Source organism: Rhizobium etli 8C-3, assembly GCF_001908375.1.
Lineage (GTDB): Bacteria > Pseudomonadota > Alphaproteobacteria > Rhizobiales > Rhizobiaceae > Rhizobium > Rhizobium etli_B.
The window spans coordinates 1,032,682-1,050,555 of sequence record NZ_CP017244.1; the positions used below are offsets into that span (position 1 = coordinate 1,032,682).

General features: G+C 58.4%; 18 protein-coding genes and 1 pseudogene. 13 read left to right on the forward strand and 6 right to left on the reverse strand.

The annotated features are described in order from the left end of the window. Window positions 1–21 precede the first annotated feature (21 nt). Genes AM571_RS29780 through AM571_RS29790 form a run of 3 tightly spaced genes read left to right on the forward strand, consistent with a single transcriptional unit; the run spans window position 22 to window position 2,815 of the window. Complete coding sequence (locus tag AM571_RS29780; protein WP_074064575.1) at window positions 22–924, forward strand: carbohydrate ABC transporter permease; 903 nt, start codon at window positions 22–24, stop codon at window positions 922–924. After that, window positions 921–1,748 (forward strand): carbohydrate ABC transporter permease, encoded by an 828-nt coding sequence (locus tag AM571_RS29785; protein ID WP_074064576.1) that lies wholly within the window; start codon window positions 921–923, stop codon window positions 1,746–1,748. Before AM571_RS29780 ends, AM571_RS29785 begins: the two co-directional genes overlap by 4 nt. Beyond that, window positions 1,745–2,815 (forward strand): ABC transporter ATP-binding protein, encoded by a 1,071-nt coding sequence (locus AM571_RS29790; protein ID WP_074064577.1) that lies wholly within the window; start codon window positions 1,745–1,747, stop codon window positions 2,813–2,815. The genes AM571_RS29785 and AM571_RS29790 overlap by 4 nt, the downstream gene beginning before the upstream one ends. Window positions 2,816–2,830: 15 nt before the next feature. Here the strand turns inward: AM571_RS29790 and AM571_RS29795 are convergent, their stop codons facing one another. Continuing rightward, on the reverse strand, window positions 2,831–3,862 hold the full coding sequence (locus tag AM571_RS29795; protein ID WP_074064578.1) for an aldo/keto reductase: 1,032 nt from the start codon (window positions 3,860–3,862) through the stop codon (window positions 2,831–2,833). Window positions 3,863–4,135: 273 nt separating this feature from the next. Here AM571_RS29795 and AM571_RS29800 point away from each other — a divergent pair, with 273 nt between their 5' ends. Next, the gene (locus AM571_RS29800; protein WP_074064579.1) at window positions 4,136–5,023 is read left to right on the forward strand and encodes a LysR family transcriptional regulator; all 888 of its coding nucleotides are present in this window, start codon (window positions 4,136–4,138) and stop codon (window positions 5,021–5,023) included. Between the two features lie 99 nt (window positions 5,024–5,122). Then, a complete protein-coding gene (locus AM571_RS29805; RefSeq protein WP_074065658.1) occupies window positions 5,123–5,323 on the forward strand; it encodes a hypothetical protein in 201 nt (66 codons plus the stop codon). 319 nt (window positions 5,324–5,642) lie between these two features. Here the strand turns inward: AM571_RS29805 and AM571_RS29810 are convergent, their stop codons facing one another. Then, a complete protein-coding gene (locus AM571_RS29810) occupies window positions 5,643–5,960 on the reverse strand; it encodes a hypothetical protein (RefSeq protein ID WP_074064580.1) in 318 nt (105 codons plus the stop codon). A 348-nt stretch (window positions 5,961–6,308) separates the two neighbouring features. On the opposite strand from AM571_RS29810, the gene AM571_RS29815 reads away from it, so the two are divergent. Beyond that, a complete protein-coding gene (locus AM571_RS29815; protein ID WP_074065659.1) occupies window positions 6,309–6,788 on the forward strand; it encodes a hypothetical protein in 480 nt (159 codons plus the stop codon). 158 nt (window positions 6,789–6,946) lie between these two features. Here AM571_RS29815 and AM571_RS29820 read toward each other — a convergent pair whose 3' ends face one another. Continuing rightward, entirely contained in the window at window positions 6,947–7,168 is a 222-nt protein-coding gene (locus tag AM571_RS29820) for a hypothetical protein (RefSeq protein WP_074064581.1), read from the reverse strand. A 279-nt stretch (window positions 7,169–7,447) separates the two neighbouring features. Between AM571_RS29820 and AM571_RS29825 the strand changes: the two genes are divergently transcribed. From AM571_RS29825 to AM571_RS29845, 5 genes are read left to right on the forward strand one after another with little or no spacing between them, the layout of a single operon-like run. Next, on the forward strand, window positions 7,448–8,593 hold the full coding sequence (locus AM571_RS29825) for an extracellular solute-binding protein (protein ID WP_074064582.1): 1,146 nt from the start codon (window positions 7,448–7,450) through the stop codon (window positions 8,591–8,593). Further along, window positions 8,593–9,483, forward strand: a complete 891-nt coding sequence (locus AM571_RS29830) for an ABC transporter permease (protein WP_074064583.1) — start codon at window positions 8,593–8,595, stop codon at window positions 9,481–9,483. Before AM571_RS29825 ends, AM571_RS29830 begins: the two co-directional genes overlap by 1 nt. Beyond that, complete coding sequence (locus AM571_RS29835; RefSeq protein WP_074064584.1) at window positions 9,480–10,307, forward strand: ABC transporter permease; 828 nt, start codon at window positions 9,480–9,482, stop codon at window positions 10,305–10,307. Before AM571_RS29830 ends, AM571_RS29835 begins: the two co-directional genes overlap by 4 nt. Window positions 10,308–10,343: 36 nt before the next feature. Further along, complete coding sequence (locus AM571_RS29840; protein WP_074064585.1) at window positions 10,344–11,423, forward strand: ABC transporter ATP-binding protein; 1,080 nt, start codon at window positions 10,344–10,346, stop codon at window positions 11,421–11,423. Next, window positions 11,416–12,264: a glycerophosphodiester phosphodiesterase gene (locus AM571_RS29845; RefSeq protein ID WP_074064586.1), complete on the forward strand. Its 849-nt coding sequence runs from the start codon at window positions 11,416–11,418 to the stop codon at window positions 12,262–12,264. Before AM571_RS29840 ends, AM571_RS29845 begins: the two co-directional genes overlap by 8 nt. Window positions 12,265–12,271: 7 nt before the next feature. Here AM571_RS29845 and AM571_RS29850 read toward each other — a convergent pair whose 3' ends face one another. The 3 genes and pseudogenes from AM571_RS29850 to AM571_RS29860 form a co-directional block, all read right to left on the reverse strand. Further along, window positions 12,272–13,096, reverse strand: a complete 825-nt coding sequence (locus AM571_RS29850) for an inositol monophosphatase family protein (RefSeq protein ID WP_074064587.1) — start codon at window positions 13,094–13,096, stop codon at window positions 12,272–12,274. A gap of 159 nt (window positions 13,097–13,255) precedes the next feature. After that, window positions 13,256–13,723 (reverse strand): annotated as a pseudogene (locus tag AM571_RS29855) (alkaline phosphatase PhoX); the annotation flags it as partial. 105 nt (window positions 13,724–13,828) lie between these two features. After that, a complete protein-coding gene (locus AM571_RS29860) occupies window positions 13,829–14,104 on the reverse strand; it encodes a hypothetical protein (protein WP_074064588.1) in 276 nt (91 codons plus the stop codon). Between the two features lie 484 nt (window positions 14,105–14,588). Between AM571_RS29860 and AM571_RS29865 the strand changes: the two genes are divergently transcribed. Together AM571_RS29865 and AM571_RS29870 are read left to right on the forward strand one after the other, a co-directional pair. Continuing rightward, complete coding sequence (locus AM571_RS29865) at window positions 14,589–16,331, forward strand: type I secretion system permease/ATPase (protein WP_074064589.1); 1,743 nt, start codon at window positions 14,589–14,591, stop codon at window positions 16,329–16,331. Then, window positions 16,328–17,638: an HlyD family type I secretion periplasmic adaptor subunit gene (locus AM571_RS29870; RefSeq protein ID WP_074064590.1), complete on the forward strand. Its 1,311-nt coding sequence runs from the start codon at window positions 16,328–16,330 to the stop codon at window positions 17,636–17,638. The genes AM571_RS29865 and AM571_RS29870 overlap by 4 nt, the downstream gene beginning before the upstream one ends. Window positions 17,639–17,874 lie beyond the last annotated feature (236 nt).

Genomic DNA, 17,874 nt, shown 5'->3' on the forward strand with positions numbered 1-17,874 from the left:
TCGGGAGTAATCGGAGGCCCCATGAAGAGGATCCTGATGAGCGTCAAGGACGGCCGCGGTTTCGATATCGTGCTCGTTGCCTTTCCGCTCGGCTTTCTGTTTCTGATGGCGGGTCTGCCGCTCATCTACAACGTTGTAATGAGCTTTCAGGAGGTTGACATGTTCAGCCTCGGGACCTTTTCGCGACCCTTTGTCGGCTTCAAGAATTACACAGATCTCTTCGCGCAGCCCGAGACGCTGGGGATCTTTTACAACACGCTGATCTTCGTCGCCGGCTCGATCGCAGGTCAGTTCCTGATCGGTTTCGGGCTTGCGTTGTTCTTCTGGGTGAACTTTCCCGGGGCATCATGGATGCGCGGTCTCTTCCTCGTGTCCTGGGTCATGCCCGGCCTCGTTGTCGGCGCCATCTGGAACTGGATCTTGTCAGGCGACTTCGGCGTGCTCAATTTCATCCTGCGAGAAAGCGGCATGATCTCCGGAAACATCTTCTGGCGTTCCGACCCACACTATTCGCTCTTTGCCGTCATTATTGCCAATGTCTGGCTCGGCACTTCCTTCAACATGATCCTTTTATCCGTCGGCCTTTCGGCCATCCCCGGCGATCTCTATGAAGCTGCAGAACTCGATGGTGCGAATGCCTGGCAGCGCTTCTGGACCATCACTCTGCCGATGATGCGCTCGACAATCGGCGCCATCATCGCCCTTGGCCTGATCTTCACGCTGCAACAGTTCGACCTCTTCGCCGCGATCACCTCTGGCGGGCCGAACAATTCCTCAAATGTGACGCAATATTGGGCCTGGGAGTTGTCTTTCCGCCAATATGATTTCGCCAAAGGCGCCACGATCTCCGTCATCATGATCGTCTTCGTCATGATCGCCTCTGTCGTCTATGTCCGTTCGACGCGCCATGAGGTGCGAGGATGAGTGAAATAAACCGAAACCGACTGATGCTCGCGATCGCCATCGCCATGGCGGCGATCTACCTCTTTCCGCTCTACTGGATGTATATCACAGCACTGAAAAGCGGCTCGGAGATGTTCGCCACGCCGCCGAGCTTCTGGCCGTCTTCTCCGCAATGGAGCACCTATGCCTATGTGTGGGAGAGCCGGAACATGGGTCGCTATCTCTGGAATTCGCTGGTGATCGCGCTCGGTTCCGTGGCCCTCATCACCATCCTCGGCGTTGGTTGCGCATACGTGCTGGCGCGTTATCGCAGCATCTGGGTGGATATCGGCCTGTTCCTGATCCTCATGCTGCAGGTTCTTCCCGCCTCCTTGATGGTTACACCGATCTTCGTCGGTTTTTCGCAGCTCGGCATGCTCAACTATCCGCGTCTTGCCGTTATCATCGCCATAGCAGCAAAAAGCATGCCCTTCTTCGTCGTCCTGGTCCGCGCCACCTTCATGGCCGTACCCCAGGAACTGGAAGAGGCCGCTCTTGTCGACGGCAATTCCCGCATCGGCGCTTTCTTCACCATCGTCTTGCCGCTGGCGCGCAACGGTATCCTGGTCAGCGCGATCCTCATCTTCATGCAGGCCTTCGGCGAATTCGTCTATGCGAAATCGATGATCCAGGCCGCCGAGCTTCAGCCGGCGAGCGTCGGTCTCAATTCCTTCATGGGGCCGAACACCAACGAGTGGAACAACATCATGGCCTACGCCACGATGTATGTAACGCCCATTCTCGCCATCTTCGTTCTCTTGCAGCGCCGCATCGTATCCGGCCTCACCTCGGGAGCCCTCAAATGACCACTCAGATCGAGCTTGTCGGCGTCAACAAGCATTACGGCGCCTTTCACGCTCTCAAGAACATCAACCTGTCGATCGCCAAGGGGACGTTCGTGGCGCTCGTCGGTCCTTCCGGCTGCGGCAAGTCCACGCTTCTGCGATCTCTCGCGGGTCTTGAAAGCATCTCTGAGGGCGACCTCAAGATCGCCGGGGAGCTGATGAACAACGTGCCGCCGCGCAAGCGCGACGTGGCGATGGTCTTCCAGTCCTACGCTCTTTATCCGCATATGACCGTCGAGCAGAATCTCACATATAGTCTCCGCATCCGCGGCGTCGCCAAAACCGAGGCGAAGAAAGCCGCCGAGGACGTCGCCGCCACGACCGGCCTGTCGCATCTCCTGAAACGCTATCCGCGAGAGCTTTCAGGCGGCCAGCGTCAGCGCGTCGCCATGAGCCGCGCCATTATCCGTCATCCGAAGGCATTCCTCTTTGACGAACCGCTTTCCAATCTGGATGCGGCGCTGCGTGTCCATATGCGCAAGGAAATCCGTGCGTTACACGACCGACTTCATGCGACTTCCGTTTACGTTACCCACGACCAGATCGAGGCTATGACGATGGCCGATCACGTTGTCGTCATGCGCGATGGCGTCATCGAGCAGCAGGGAAGGCCGCTTGATCTTTACGACACGCCTGCCAACAAATTCGTCGCCGGCTTCATCGGCTCGCCCGCAATGAACTTCATCCCGGCGATCGTCGGCGAAGGTAGCGAAAGCCTGACGCTCGACTTCGGGGCGCTGAAGCACAAGGTGGCGATCTCCAGCAAACTGCAACCCGGCCGCAAAGTCACCGCCGGTATTCGCCCCGAACACATTGGCATCACCAGCCAGGGGCAGGGCACTTTCGACGTTCCGGTCGCTGTCGTGGAATCGACGGGTTCTTCAACCTTCATCACCGCGGCGACCAGACCTGAACTCACCATTGTCGAAACCGGTCGCGGAAATACACGGGCGGGAGATATCATCGGCGTCCGTGTCGATCTGGAGAAGCTTCACCTCTTCGACGAGACAAGCGGCGTCAGGATCTGACGCCGCCTTTAAGCGTCAGCGTCCGCCTTCCATCTTGCGGTGGCGCTGGTTGATGCCATGCTCACCATAGGGATATTGTCCAGGCGTCGGCGCGCTGACTTCGTCAAGCCTGGTGGTCTCCTCATGTGAAAGCGCAAGGCTGGCGGCGTTGAGATTGTCGGCGAGCTGCTCAGGATTTCGCGCACCGAGAATGACCGAGGTCACTGCCGGGCGCGCCGCCGTCCAGGCAAGGGCCACTTGCGCCATGCTGACGCCGCGGGCAATGGCGATCTCCTCCACCACCCTGATAACTGCCCAGGTGCGCTCCTGCGCATTGCGGGCTTCGAAGGCTTCGCCGCCGCGCGCTGGATTTTCGCCAAGACGGGTTGCGCCGGTCGGCAGCTGATCACGCTTGTACTTGCCAGTCAGCCAGCCGCCGCCAAGTGGTGACCAAGGAAGCAGCCCCAGGCCAGCATCCTGGCAGGCGGCGACGATCTCTAGCTCGATATCGCGCATCAGCAAATTGTATTGCGGCTGAAGCGTCACCGGCCGTGTGTAGCCGCGCGCCTTGGCAATTTCGCATGCCTTGGCGATGTGCCAGCCGACATAGTTGGAAAACCCGTAATAGCCGATCTTGCCCGCTGAGACGGCGTCATCGAGGAAGCGTAGGGTCTCCTCGATCGGCGTCAGCGCGTCCCATGCATGCATCTGGTAAAGATCGATATGCTCGATGCCCAAGCGACGCAGAGAGTCGTTGAGCGCTTGGTTGAGATGTTTGCGTGAGAGACCGATATCATTTGGACCCGGACCCATCGGGAAGCGGCCTTTGGTCGCGATCACGGCTTGCCTTGCCTCGCTCGGCCGCGTTTTCAGCCAGCGGCCGATGATTTCTTCGGAACTGCCAGCGCTATAAACGTCGGCGGTATCGATGAAATTGCCGCCCCAGGCGAAATAGTCGTCGAGCAGCTTGTGGGAGGCCGCTTCGTCCGCCTCCGCGCCAAAGGTCATCGTGCCGAGACAATAGGCGGTCACGATTGTGCCGCTCTGGCCGAGTTTGCGATAATCCATGTTAACCTCCTGATCCAACAAAGCCGCGACACCAAGGGCGGCCACCGTCTCGCGTCATCGACACCGGTGGCGGCGGTATCCGCAGCCAACGATTCTTTTCTTTCGCAGCTGTCGGAAGGGACAGCGTCGACAAGACCGTCATGAACAGATGGGTTGATCACATGAGGTAGAAGCAATGCCGAAAACGCCACGAGAGAATGCGACAGGCGCTTCCATCTTTCAAACGGAAGATTTAGATGAGATTGATCAATAGATGTGAAAAATGAGGCTCCCGTGGAACTACGCCAGCTCCAGTATTTTGTTGCTGCGGCAAAAGCCGAGCATTTCACAAAAGCCGCGCAACGGTTGAACATTGTTCAGTCTGCTCTTTCAAGTTCAGTCCGGGCGCTAGAACAAGAGCTGAATGCCAAGCTTTTCGTTCGCACGACTCGCAAGGTGCGGCTGACGGCCGCCGGCAGAGCGCTGCTCGAAAAAGCCGAGATTGTCCTTGATGCCGCGAAGGACGCACGCGAAGCGGTAAGCGCTGTTGCCCAGGCGAAATCGGGAAAGCTGAACCTCGGAACCGTTCACGGACTGCCGGCGTTTGTCGATCTGCCGTTTCTACTTGCACGTTTTCATAAGCGTCATCCGCATATCGATGTGCGGCTGATACAGGGCGGGGCGGTCCATCTCCTGGAGAAGGTCAGGAATGGCAAGCTTGACCTTGCTTTCCTGCCGATGTTTGAACCACCAGCCGATATCGCAACCGTCACCATCGCCTGCGAAGAACTGGTTGTCGTCTGCAACAAGGCCCATTCACTTGCCTCAAGCCAGGTCGTTTCGCTTGCTGAGATTGCAGCTCATGCCTTTGTCGAATTCGAGCAGGATTTAGGAACGCGCAAAATCATCGATGATTTGTTTTTGGCGGCGAATATCGATCGCAAGATCGCATTTGAGGTGAGTGATCTTGCTACTCTGATGGAACTGGTCGGACACGGGCTCGGCATCGCCCTGGTGCCGGAATCGGTCGCCTGCAGCCAGCCACAGATATTGAGTGTTTGCCGTCTCAAAGAAGCAGATGCATGCTGGGAAGTCGTATTGGCCTCATCGGCAACATCGGGCGACGCTCTGCCGAGACGCTTTGAGGAAATCATCGGAAGTGATGCCGGCATCGAAGTTTGACCCCCGGGTGGCGCATGATTTGTGGATACTGTCGAAATTTGCGGCTGTGACACCGGTCGTCACCATGGCCGGCAACCGGAGTGTACGGAAGGGATGAACATGAGACGGAAATTCGGTTATGCATTCGGCGCGAGCTTGATCCTGCTCGGACTGCTCTGGATCGGTCAAGGCAGCGGGCTCTTCCCCTATCCTTCCTCAAGTTTCATGGTCAATCAAAATCTCTGGATTTTATGGGGTGTCATCGTCGTGGGGATCGGCGGCATAGCCGTCTTCATCACCCATAAACTGCGTGGGAACTGATCTGCTGACAGGTCTAGATCAGCCGACCGCCGTAGCAGACCGGCTCGTGGAGTTGGATCGCCAGACTACGAATAGGCTGAAAGCTTGTGAAAGCCGTCGGTCCCTATTGTCACTCAGGCAAAGTTCTTTCGGACCGCACTTGCGTTTATATCAATAACTTATGGCCTATTGCCTAAAGCGTCGATTGAAGATCTATGAGGACAGCATGTTGGCAGATGTCGTACTACTGTCTGACAGAGACATGGCGGTGCGTCAGCTTGCAGTTTTGAAGTAGTCATCGAACGGTTCGGATGAGGTCTGATGCAATGTTTCAGGTTCGCTAGTCGGCGACAATGTTGCCCTGATAGTCGAGAGCGATCGAAACGGCTTTGCCGTCCTTCATCCCCGAGGCCATCCAGACGCCTTTGTCATTGAGCTTTAAGTCCTTAACCTCCGTGTAGCCCGCATTTTCGATGCGATCTCTTGCCTGGGCTTCGGTGAAGCTGTTGGCACCTGCGACGGGGGCAGTCGGGTTCTTGGAGCCTGGCGTTGCGATTGCAGGCGTGTTGCCGGTCGGGGAGGGGGCAAGGGTTGCCTGGGCTAGCACGGAAGAGGCGGATGCGCCGAGGGCGGTAGCGGCTAGGATGAAGGCATGCATTGTTATGTTCCTTTTTGGGATCGCCGAGATCCGTGCAAGGAACACCGGTCGAACCTTAAAGTTCCAGGAAACTTCCGGGCGCAGACGGCGTCTCAAGATTTCCATGCATCCCCATGATTTAACGCGGCCTTCACCTGCCACTGTAAATCATTCCCAACGCATGCCCGCCTGTCGTCGAAGCCACCGGGCGCAATTGTCGCGGTCACGAAAAATGAGTGTCGACCTTGCAGCAGGATACTCGCCGCGATGAGCTTCGAGTTTGACATACCGGTTTGCGGCGGTTGCAACGCAAATCCGGAACTTCCTGTCACCTACGGGATTAGTGCGATCAAGAAGGAGGAACTCAAAATGCCAAATCCAGACGAATCCCCAGCAGTTCAGTCCATGAAGCAGGAGCAGGCCGAGCAGCGCAAGCGATCGCGAAAGGGCGAACTCGAGAAGGGACTCGAGGACACCTTTCCAGCTTCGGACCCCGTTTCCCTCACCCACACTACGGCACCATCTGGAAGAGTGGACGCCGAGGCGGCCGAGCGCGTGCAGCGGCAGCGGGACCTGGAAAGTCCCGACGAAAGATCTCCCTTGGTGGATGAAGCTCTCGCTGCACATCGAAAAAGGAGCGAGGCCAGCGGCGGCGAGATCAGGCCCCTGCGATCAGAAGTGAGCCGCCTGTCAGGAGCCGCAACAGATCTTGCCTCCGATACGGCGCGGGTCGCGAAAGTTCAGGCGAGAACCCTTGTTTATGAAATCGAAGAGCATGTCAGGGCAAGGCCGCTGACTGCCGTCGGCATAGTCGCGGCGGTTGCCTACCTCTGGGGCGCTACGCGCTAGCGCCCCCTTGCATCTTCGCTTCCTCTTGAAGTTGTAGGCGATATTGCAGTCTAGCAAACGCCAGCTGGCGCGCGCTCATAACGGCGCTCTCGAGCGCTAAGAATCGCATACTCGTACACAGCAATCACCTGGGCGGCGAAGATCAAAACCCGCACTTTCTATACTGCTTCTGCTTGCAAGACCGTCCCGTGCGGCTGTGCTGAAGCCTCGCTGTCATTAGACCGCGCGGCCGTGCTCACGTCCTTCATTGCCTGTGCGTGGACCCGCGCTGCAGCTTCGCGAAGCAATGTCGCGAAAAAATCAAGCGATACCCTGTCGGCGCGCAAAAGCTGCCGGATCAGCGGATCGCTCAGCATCTCTGATATGGTCATATCGCGCATAGTTGCCTCCTGATGATGAAAACAATCTAGCCGCGATTGATTACAATCTAATGTAACTGCGACGGCGAAAAGATGGCCACACAGCCGCCGTTGGTCATCAGCCGCATTCAAGAATGTGCGAACCGGCCACCCTTGCGTCGATGCCGTTTTCGAAGATGAGAATGCACGGCTGTGCAAAAAACTCTCGTCGGGCCTAGTTTGTCATCTCGATGTCACGCGTCAGCGTTAGCTAGCTCCATCAGCCACGCGCGGTGCGGCTGTGAACGAATGGAGAGGGTCATGAATAGACGCGAGTTTCTTGTCACATCGTCGGCAGCTGCAGCTCTGTTGGCCGCGCCGCGTCTTGCCGCCGCAGCAACGACGACGATCGATCTCTACAGCGGCTCCGACGCCAATATCGTCGACTTCTGGAACAACATCGTCCGTCCGGCTTTCGAAAAGGCCCATCCGGACGTTGCCTTGAAGGTCACTGACGCCGGCGACAATACCGGCTTGCGCGCCATTGCCGATCGAGCCCTGGCGGCTCTACAGACTAAGACCGATCCGCAGGCAGACATATTCGAGACCTTCGATCCGCGCCTGCCCACGGGTGGGATCGACGCCGGTCTTTGGGTCAAGTTCTCTGCAGAGAACATCGAAGGCTTCGACCGCGTCAATCCACTGAGCGTCGACAGCCAATATTCACTTCCCTACCGCGGCTCGCAGGTTCTTCTCGCCTACGACAAGTCCAAGCTCGATCCAAAGGATGCGCCGAAAACCTGGGAACAGCTGGTATCGTGGATCAAGGCCAATCCGGGCCAGTTCATCTACAATCGTCCCGACAAGGGCGGTTCAGGCGGCAATTTCGTCCGCCGCGCCATTCACGAGGCAAACGGCCGCGATCCGAAGAAATTCACGATCGACAACTTCTCGGCCGATTACGCCACCCAGACCCTGACGCCTGCCTGGGCGATCCTCAACGACCTTGCGCCGTCGCTCTATGAAAAAGGCGCCTATACGGCTGGCAACACGCAGTCGATCCAGCTTCTGGCGCAGGGCGTCGTCACCATGACGCCGGTATGGTCGGACCAGGTCCTGCAGGCGATCTCGCAAGGCGTCTTGCCCGAAACGACCGGTGTCGTTCAGCTCGGCGACCTTGCCCTTTGCGGCAATTTCTCGCGCATGACGGTATTTTCGATCGGCGCGCACAAGGAGGCGGCCCTGAAGCTGGCCGCCTTCGTGCTCACAAAGGAGATGCAAGAGGCGATCATCACCGAGATCGGCGGTTTTCCAGGCATCTCCTGGGACCATATCTCCGATGAACTGCGCCAGAAATATGCCGATGTCGTCCCGGCAACCATCCCCACTTTTCCGAGTGGCGATTGGGAGCCTGCCATCAACGACGGCTGGTACCGCAGCGTCGCGCCAGGCATTGACCGTATCTAATGGGCAAGGATTTTGCGCTACCATCGCTGGCGCGCTGGCGCGCACCAGCCGCCAGGAGCGCTTCGGCAGGGCTTCTTCTCGTCGCCCTGCCGGTGCTTCTGCTGGCCTGGCTGATCGTCTACCCGATCATCGCCGCTGTCGTCGGAACGGTCTTCGTGCACCAACCGGACGGCGCTACTGTCTTTTCGCTTGCCTCCTACCGCTTTTTCTTCAGCGATACCTACAGCCTCGCCAATCTTTGGCTTACGCTCTGGACGACGCTGGTTTGCGGCGTGCTGCTTCTCGCCACGGGACTGCCGATCGCACTCTATCTGCGCTTTTCGCAGGGACGGCTGGCAGCTTATGTCCAGGGCCTGGCAATCTTTCCGATGTTCGTCCCGTCGATCATCCTCTCTTATGCTCTTATCCGCACGATTGGTCCGAACGGCACGATCGACATCCTTCTGAACGCGACCGGCCTGCCAAAGCTGCCTTCGCCATATCTGACGCCCTGGGGGCCGGTGATTGGCCTTGTCTGGGACAATCTTCCGCTCACCGTGCTGATGCTGGCGGCCGGATTGGGCAGTATCCCGAAAAGTTCGATCGAAGCTGCGCGTGATGTCGGTGCCTCTCCGCTGCGGGTCTTCATTTCGATCATCCTGCCGCGCATGGGCAATTCGTTTCTTGTCACCACCTCCTTCGCCATCCTCGGCATCTTTTCGTCCTTCACGCTGCCTTATGTGCTTGGCCCAGCTTCGCCCGAAATGATGGGTCCGTTCATGCAACGCACCTTCTCCGACCTCAACGACCCGCTGAATGCGCTGACGCAGGCGGTGATCACCTTCGGCTTCTGCCTGGGGTTCGGAATCTTCTATGTTCGATCGATCGCGAAAAACCGGGGCTGCCGATGAGCATTGGTACAGATGCGCGTGCGGCAAGAATCGATTGGGTTGGCATCTTGTTTGCGGCGCTGCTGACCCTGTTCATCGCGCTTCCGCTGATTGTTGTCGGAACCTGGGCCTTTACCGAGGTATGGCGCTATCCCTCAGTCATTCCGCAGCAGTTCGGGCTGCGCTTTTGGTCGCAGACGCTGTCGCGCTCCGATGTCTGGGAATCGCTTTTCCTCAGCCTTCGGCTGACGGCGACCGTGACGCTGCTGTCGGCTGTCATCTGCCTGCCGGCAGCTTACGCATTTGCGCGCATGACCTTTCCGGGCAGGAACATCCTGTTTCTCTCCTTTCTTGCTTCGCACGCCTTCCCGAAGTTCGGACTGCTTGTTGCGATCGCCGGCATCTTCCTGCAGCTTGGGCTGATCAGCACGTTCTGGGGTGTCGTCCTGATCCAGCTTGTCGGTACCCTTATGCTGATGATCTGGATCCCCGTCGCAGCGTTTCAAAACGTTGACCGGGCCATGGAGGAAGCGGCCCGGGATGCGGGTGCGGCACCACTGCGGGTATTCTGGTCGATCACCCTTCCGCAGGCCGCGCCGACAATCGCGGCTGCGCTTCTGCTCACCTTTGTCGGAACCTTTTACGAAACGGAAGGAGCTTGGCTGATCGGTGCTCCTGAGGTCCGAACCATGCCGGTTTTGATGATCACCTTCATCAACAATCAGATCGTCGTGCAGTATGGCGCCGTCCTCTCGCTCATGTTGTGGGTGCCGTCCTTCATCGCACTGATGTTTGCCCGCCGTGTCGTTGGAACGGGCGCCTTTGCCCGCGGCTTGGGCGCGTGACGCGCGGATCGGGCATGACCCAACGAAAGGTTTGAAATGGCACGCTTGACGATCAAAGGGGTTTCGAAGGCCTTCGGCGCTTCGTTCGCGGTGCGCGATTTCTCGCTCGATGTCGATGATGGCGAGCTCGTCTGCCTGCTCGGACCATCGGGCTCCGGCAAGTCGACGCTTCTTCGCATGATCGGCGGCTTCGAACGACCGAGTGCAGGCGCAATTCTCATCGACTCCAAGGATGTTACGACCGTTGCGCCGGAGAAGCGCCCGACAGGGATGGTGTTTCAAAGCCATGCGCTGTGGACCCATATGGACGTTTTCAACAATATTGCATTCGGGTTGAAGATACGCAGGCTGGCAAAACCCGAGATCAGGGAGCGCGTTGAAGGCGCGCTCGCACTAGTCGGCCTTTCCAACTATGCAAAGCGGATGACGACTGAACTTTCGGGCGGGCAGCAGCAGCGTGTGGCGCTGGCGCGCTCGCTCGTGCTCGAGCCGAAGATCTTGCTGCTCGACGAGCCCTTTGCCAGTCTCGACCAGCATTTGCGCGAGCGTCTGCGGGAGGAGGTGCGCGACATCCAGCAGCGCCTCGGCATCACGACCCTGTTTGTCACTCACGGGCAGGACGAGGCTCTAACGCTTGCCGACCGGATCGTCGTCATGCGGGATGGCGGCACCGAACAGATCGGCCCGCCGGACCTTATTTACCGCGAACCGAAGACCGAATTCGTGGCAGGTTTCATCGGCTCCATGAATTTCGTTCGCCTGAAGATCCGCAACGGGATCAGCAAACATCCAGACTTTTCGCTTGCAGTTCCTGTCGAAGATGGCGATCTCGTAGTCGCCTTCCGTCCGGAAGCGCTTGTGCTCAGCCCGTCCAAGAAGCCAGGCGCCGGCATCGTGCATCGCAGCATCGATTTCGGCACCCACAGGATCATCGATGTCGACCTTGCGGACGGCACGCGGCTCAAGGCCATGACGTCACCGGATGTCGATTGGAAAATGGGCTTTCTTGTGGAACCTGTAGTCACCGCTTACTTCGCCTTTCGTGACAACAAGCTCGTCCATCGGTCGGACTGCGCCGGCGAACCGCAAACCGATCGGATGCTCGGACATGTCTGACCGCAGGGGGATTGCCATCGAGACAGGTGAGCACAGGACATGGCTGAAATGGCATCGTGGTCATCGCTTCGCCGGCGACATCTCGTTCACGCGCCGGCGGATTGCCGAAGGCATGTTGCTTGGCGCCAGCGTCGAGATAGATCTCATTCGCTTTTGCGGCGCAGGTTTTGCAGTTCTTCACGATGAAACACTTGATCGAGCCACGACGGGCACGGGCCGTGTCCTGGATGCTTCGCAGGAACATCTGCGTGGCTTGCAGCTTCGCGATGATGACGGCATTCCGACAGATCACCCTGTGATGCTGATCGACGATCTCGGTCAGCTTCTTCTTGCAGGCGAATACGATGAAAATGCCGTCCTGCAGCTGGATCTCAAGGAGGCGTCGACGAATATACGCGACATCGATATCGCCGCCTTTGCCGCAGCAATATCGCCGGTCGCACGGTCTGTCGTCCTGTCTGGGGGCGATGCTGGAGCCATCGAAAGGCTTTCCCTCTCAGTACCCGACATGCCGGTCGGCTATGATCCTTGTCACGACGGAGCGATTGAGCGCTTGATCGAAAGCCGCGACTTCGCAGGTTTCGTGGAAAGAGCGCTGAAGGCATCGCCGCGCGCGCGAATGTTCTATCTCTATTACGAGCTGGTGCTCTTCGCCGACGCTGCAGGCTATGACCTCATTGGTGCCTTCCATCGTGCTGGCCGCCGCGTCGATGCCTATACCATCACGGCAGCCGTTCCCGAAGTCTTGCCGAAAGTTCGACGGCTTCTTGCGCTCAAAGCGGATCAAATCACGACCGACGATCCGGTCGGGCTGGAAACGCTTCTGGTCAAACACCTGTAAGCCGAGCTCAGTTAAACCCCTGGACAAGCCACGGATGGATCGCGCTGTTTGCGGCGAGAATATCGCCGTTTGCCGTAACCGGCCCGCCCGAAAAGGCCGAAACCTGCCCGCCAGCCTCTTCGACCAGAAGGACCGACGCGCCATAATCATGCAGCGAAAGGCCGTCTTCGAAGAAGCCGTCCAGCCGTCCGCATGCCACATAGGCAATCGAAAGTGCTGCTGAGCCCATCCGCCGCACACCTGCGGTATTTCCCATCAGCCGCTTGAGCGCGGTGAAATAGGTTTCCTCGCTGACGGCTTTCACTTGTCCTGGAACCGGCAGTCCAGCGCCGATCAGGACGTTTTCGATTTCGCCGTTCTCGATGCAGCGGATCGGCTCGCCGTTCAGATAAGCGCCGCCTCCGGCCTCCGCGCTGAACAGTTCATCCTGCATCGCATCATAGACGACGCCAGCCACGATGCGGCCAGCTTCGACGATCGAAATCGTCATGCCGAAATGCGGGATACCCCAAGCGTAGTTTGTCGTGCCGTCGATCGGGTCGATATAGATGACAGGCGTGCTTGCCCCGGCGTCACGATTGCCGACGGCCTCCTCTCCTTTGATCGAGTAAGTCGGAAAGGCTTTCGCCACCTCATCGACGATGATTCGCTCGACCGAAACGTCGATTTCCGTCTGGTAGTCACGCGGTGCCTTCGACACGATCTCGCTCACGAGCCGCCGCTTTAGCGAGGCGCGGGCGGTTTGCCCCGCTATCAGGGCCGTATTTGCGAGAAGCATCAGGCGTTGCGAGGCCGCCGGTGACAAGCGCGTTGAGGCTGAGGAGAATGTCATGGAGAATTCTTAAAGGAGGATTGCCGACGTCGTTTGAAGCTTTCGCAGAGGCGCATGAAGTTTTTGTGACGCGGAGGCGCATGGATGCAAACAGGATTGTATTGCTGCGAATAACAATAGGCGGGACGAGGCATTCGTCCCGGCTAACAAGGTATCGTCTCAGACGCCAATCTTGCCGCCGCCGATCTTGGTCACGGCAAGTACAGACGGGCGCTCTGGCATGTCATCCTTGAAGTCCGGCCATCTGATGGACGATCTTCGTAACAGGATGGACGGCCATGGCCGGCCCAGTCAGCACCGCCGTCGCCGGGATGTTGCACGGCGACGAAAGCGGTTTCGTCATCCGGGGCAAAAAGCGGACCACTGAGTTCGGCCCCGACCGGGACGCGGAAGAACAGGCGAGAGGCGGCGTGGGCGTCACCATCGGTGTCGACAGCCCAAAGGCCGTCAGTGCGGCCGGTGGCCTTGTTGCTATTGCCGTCCGTTGCGACCCAAAGGCGGCTGGCCGAATCGACAGTGCAGTTGTCCGGCATGCCGAACCAGCCGTTCTTCGAAGTTTCGGTCGAGAAAGTCGCACCGACTTCAGCAACCGAAGGATCCCCGCAACTTCAAAAGCACTTCCCATTTGAACGGCCCCCTGGTTTTGGAGCCATTCTAAACTTAGAGCTGGGATAATACGAAGATGCGACAGTTCCTTGCCGCTCACTCGCAACCCGTCGCGGTCGGCTAAATTCAATGCCGCGTCATTTTGTGCCAGTTCTGGACATCCTTCGCCGTGATCCAGATGCGGCCATCGAAGGCGATCTCGCCATGATCGAATTTCCGGCTCGCGATAAGTTCGAGTACGCTCAGATCCTGCGGCAGCCACCGTGGGTCAGGCGCAGCCTGAACATCAGCAAGCGCATCTTTCGTCACACAGACTGCTTGATGCATGTCGTCGGCCTTCATGACGATAAGCGCTTCGTTGCCGATCAGGTTGAACGTATCCGGTAAAGCGATAAGCTGCATTTGCAAACTCCTTGGAGAAGATATCCAGCCCAAGCGCCACATGCCTGAAGCTGCAAAGCCCGCCACGCGACATGCTGCCTTGCTATCGCGGAAAAGCAGCGCCCCATTGGTAGGTCGGCATGGTTAACAAAACGTTGCCAACTCCAGCCCGTAGGGTGCCAACAGGGCCAAATTTCGTCGGCAATCTCTCTTATCCACAGCAGGATTTGCAGGGCGGGCTTGCTTTTGTCGAACGCCAAGGCTGACATATTGGAGGATGATTTCGTCGGCAAGACATGCGCGGCCTCGTCCCTTTCCGGCACATCGGCCGTTCACATGCGTCCGGTGTAAAGCGGTCCTTAATTTAGACCGAAAGAAACTTTTTAACGGGAACACGCCGACCCCATGGGATGATATCAATAAAGTCGAACTGAGAATCTAATGTTGAAATGGCCTGCACGAACGGCTCCCGCTTCGTGTCGGTGATACAACCGCGGAGCGCTGCATGGCGAATGAAAAATCCGGCCCATCACGGGCTTTCCTTGTGGCGGTGCTATTTTCCCTCAAGCGCGCTTTTCTGGGTGTCGGAGCAACGAGCTGCATTGTCAACATATTGGCGCTCACCGGCTCCTTCTTCATGCTGCAGATCTATGATCGGGTGATTCCGGGTCGAAGCCTGCCGACACTTGCCGGGCTTGCGATCATTGCAGCAACGCTCTTCATCTTCCAGGGATTGCTCGACTTTATCCGCTCGATGCTTTTGATGCGGGCCGGAGGCGCTGTCGACGAGCGTTTGGGAGGCGACGTCTACAACTCCCTGATCCTGTTGCCCTCACGGATGCGAATGCCGGGCGACGGTCTCCAGTCGATCCGCGATCTTGATACCGTGCGCGGTTTTCTCTCAGGTCCCGGGCCAACGGCGCTGTTCGATATGCCGTGGATGCTCTTTTACATCGGTCTGTGCTTTTTCTTTCACGTCTGGATCGGGGTCACGGCGCTTGCCGGTGCGGTGATGTTGATAGGCCTTACAGCACTCGCCGAGTACAAATCCCGCAAACCGGCAAAGATCGCCGCTGAGCTTGCCGCGCGGCGGCTGAATCTTGCCGAAGCGACACGGCGCAATTGCGAGGCCGTGTTGGCCATGGGGTTCGGGTCGTTGCTTGCCGCCAAATGGAGCGACGTCAACAACCAGTATCTTGCGAATCATATCTCGGCGACGACTGTGACGACCAGTCTGATGTCGATCTCAAAAGTCCTTCGGTTGATGCTGCAATCCGGCGTTCTGGCCGTCGGCGCGATCTTGGTCGTCAGGCAAGAGGCCACGCCCGGCATCATGATCGCAAGTTCCATCCTCGTCTCAAGGGCGCTGGCACCTGTGGAGCTTGCTATCGGACAATGGAAGGCCTTTGTCGCCGCCCGGCAAAGCTGGAGCAGACTGACGACCTATCTGGAACTGCTGCCGGGCGAGAAGCGGCATGTCGACCTGCCTGCGCCGACCGCGAACCTGTCCGTGGAAGCGCTCCACCTTGCCGTTCCTGGTAACCGCACGATGGTGCTGCGGGCGATCTCCTTCAGGGCGCAGGCCGGAGACGCTGTCGGCGTCATCGGGCCGAGCGCATCGGGAAAATCCTCGCTTGCCCGCGCACTTGTCGGCCTTTGGAGACCAGTCGGCGGCGCGGTGCGTCTCGACAAGGCGTCCCTTGATCAGTGGGACCCGTCATCGCTTGGCCGGTCGATCGGCTATCTCCCGCAGGAAGTGTCGCTCTTTGAGGGCTCAATTGCCGAAAATATCGCTCGTTTCGACACGGATGCCCCGTCCGAGAAAGTCATCGCAGCTGCGAGAGCTGCGGGTGTCTACGAGATGATCGTGCAGCTTGCCGATGGCTTCGATACCCAGATCGGCGAAAACGGATCGATGCTTTCGGCCGGGCAGCGTCAGCGGATCGGCCTGGCGCGCGCGCTTTATGGCGATCCTTTCCTTGTCGTCCTGGATGAGCCGAACTCAAACCTCGACAGCGATGGCGAGGCAGCGCTCGCTCAGGCAATCGCAGGCGTCCGGGCACGAAAGGGCATTGCCATCGTAATTGCTCACCGACCAAGTGCATTGGCGGCAACCAATCTCGTTCTGGTACTCGCCAATGGACAGCTTCAGGCCTTCGGGGCGAAGGACGAGGTTCTCAATAAGACAACGGTTACGACGGCTCCGCGCAGTAGCACGCTGACGGTTATCGCGGGAGGCGACAGTTGATCGACAAGCGAGCTCCCATTTCCGAAGCTGCAATCGGCCGCCTTACGACAATCGCGCTGGCGATGGTCCTGCTTCTGATCGGTGTGGTTGGAGGCCTTGGAGCCACGACCTACCTCTCCGGCGCGGTGATTGCGAACGGCACGCTTGTCGTCGACAGCTATGTGAAGCCCGTTCAGCATCAAAAGGGGGGTACTGTCGGGCAGATCTTCGTCAAAAACGGCGGGCTGGTTGAGGCCGGGCAGATCCTCGTGCATCTGGACGATACGCAATTGCGGGCAAACCTCGCAATCATCTCGCGGCGACTGAACGAACTGTCGGCAACCTCTGCCAGGCTGGGCGCCGAACGGGACGGCGTTGGGGAGATCGGGTTTCCCCAGAACCTGTTGCAGCAGGCGGTCGAAGCTGGAGATGGCGGCATTATCGAAGGCGAGCGCAGATTGTTCGAAGATCGCCGGACATCGCGAGCCAGCAGAAAGGCCCAGTTGCGCCAACGCATCCAGCAATTGCGGCAGGAAGCGGAGGGACTGGTTGCCCAGCAGACCGGCAAGAAAGCGGAAATGGCGCTGATCGACAAGGAGCTTGCGAGCGTCAGGCGACTGTTCGACCAAGGTATCGTGCCCGTCAACCGCCTCTATGCCCTTGAACGCGAGTCCGCGCGCCTGAAGGGCGAACTCGGCAGCCTCGTGGCAAGCGTTGCGCAGACGAACGGTAAGGTGACCGAGACGGAATTGCAGATCATTCAGATCGATGACGATCACCGCAGCGAAGTATCGGACGAACTGCGCAAGACCCAGAGCGACATCGCTGAATTCTCCGAACGAATGGTCGCCGCAAGAGACGAATTACGGCGCGTTGACATCCGGGCGCCTCAGACAGGTGTCGTCCATCAGCTTATGGTCCACTCCGCCGGCGCCGTCGTTCCGCCCGGTGAGCCGATCATGCAGATCGTGCCCGCCCGCGATACGCTGACGCCCGAAGTCCGCGTCTTACCTCAAGACATCGATCAGCTATCCATCGGCCAAGAGGTCAGGTTGAGATTTTCTGCCTTTAACCAAAGGAATACGCCCGAAATCAACGGCATCGTGCAGCAGATTGCCGCTGATCTGACGACGGATCGTGAGAGCGGCTCGACCTACTATGCGGTCCGGATTTCGGTTGATCAGAGCGAATGGAGCCGATTGGGTAGTCTTGTGCCCGTCCCCGGCATGCCAGTGGAAGCATTCGTGCAAACAGGTGCGCGTACTGCTCTTGCCTATCTGACGAAGCCTCTGACCGACCAGGTGGCACGCGCGTTCCGGGAGGACTGAGTAGTTTTGGCGGGTGCCCGAGGCATTGGCGAGGGCAAGCGCAAGTCTTGGCGGTGTCATTATGGATCATTATGGTTCGAACGCCAGATGATGGCACAGCCGCAAACGGACGGCGATATTTCCATTAGGTCTGTTGCAGGCTTTCCGTGGAGGTTGAAGCTAAAACCAATCGAAAGGTGTCAAAACCGCCTAAATCGTCGTCTACTATCGCAAGGCAGAAAACGAAGGAGAATCAT

Bases quoted from the DNA above. Each gene is read 5' to 3' on its own strand.
- AM571_RS29825 (WP_074064582.1), top strand. From the start codon at position 7,448: ATGAATAGACGCGAGTTTCTTGTCACATCGTCGGCAGCTGCAGCTCTG.
- AM571_RS29780 (WP_074064575.1), top strand. From the start codon at position 22: ATGAAGAGGATCCTGATGAGCGTCAAGGACGGCCGCGGTTTCGATATC.
- AM571_RS29835 (WP_074064584.1), top strand. From the start codon at position 9,480: ATGAGCATTGGTACAGATGCGCGTGCGGCAAGAATCGATTGGGTTGGC.
- AM571_RS29795 (WP_074064578.1), bottom strand. From the start codon at position 3,862: ATGGATTATCGCAAACTCGGCCAGAGCGGCACAATCGTGACCGCCTAT.
- AM571_RS29845 (WP_074064586.1), top strand. From the start codon at position 11,416: ATGTCTGACCGCAGGGGGATTGCCATCGAGACAGGTGAGCACAGGACA.
- AM571_RS29840 (WP_074064585.1), top strand. From the start codon at position 10,344: ATGGCACGCTTGACGATCAAAGGGGTTTCGAAGGCCTTCGGCGCTTCG.
- AM571_RS29850 (WP_074064587.1), bottom strand. From the start codon at position 13,096: ATGACATTCTCCTCAGCCTCAACGCGCTTGTCACCGGCGGCCTCGCAA.
- AM571_RS29865 (WP_074064589.1), top strand. From the start codon at position 14,589: ATGGCGAATGAAAAATCCGGCCCATCACGGGCTTTCCTTGTGGCGGTG.
- AM571_RS29805 (WP_074065658.1), top strand. From the start codon at position 5,123: ATGAGACGGAAATTCGGTTATGCATTCGGCGCGAGCTTGATCCTGCTC.
- AM571_RS29815 (WP_074065659.1), top strand. From the start codon at position 6,309: ATGCCAAATCCAGACGAATCCCCAGCAGTTCAGTCCATGAAGCAGGAG.
- AM571_RS29820 (WP_074064581.1), bottom strand. From the start codon at position 7,168: ATGCGCGATATGACCATATCAGAGATGCTGAGCGATCCGCTGATCCGG.
- AM571_RS29810 (WP_074064580.1), bottom strand. From the start codon at position 5,960: ATGCATGCCTTCATCCTAGCCGCTACCGCCCTCGGCGCATCCGCCTCT.
- AM571_RS29785 (WP_074064576.1), top strand. From the start codon at position 921: ATGAGTGAAATAAACCGAAACCGACTGATGCTCGCGATCGCCATCGCC.
- AM571_RS29790 (WP_074064577.1), top strand. From the start codon at position 1,745: ATGACCACTCAGATCGAGCTTGTCGGCGTCAACAAGCATTACGGCGCC.
- AM571_RS29830 (WP_074064583.1), top strand. From the start codon at position 8,593: ATGGGCAAGGATTTTGCGCTACCATCGCTGGCGCGCTGGCGCGCACCA.
- AM571_RS29860 (WP_074064588.1), bottom strand. From the start codon at position 14,104: ATGCAGCTTATCGCTTTACCGGATACGTTCAACCTGATCGGCAACGAA.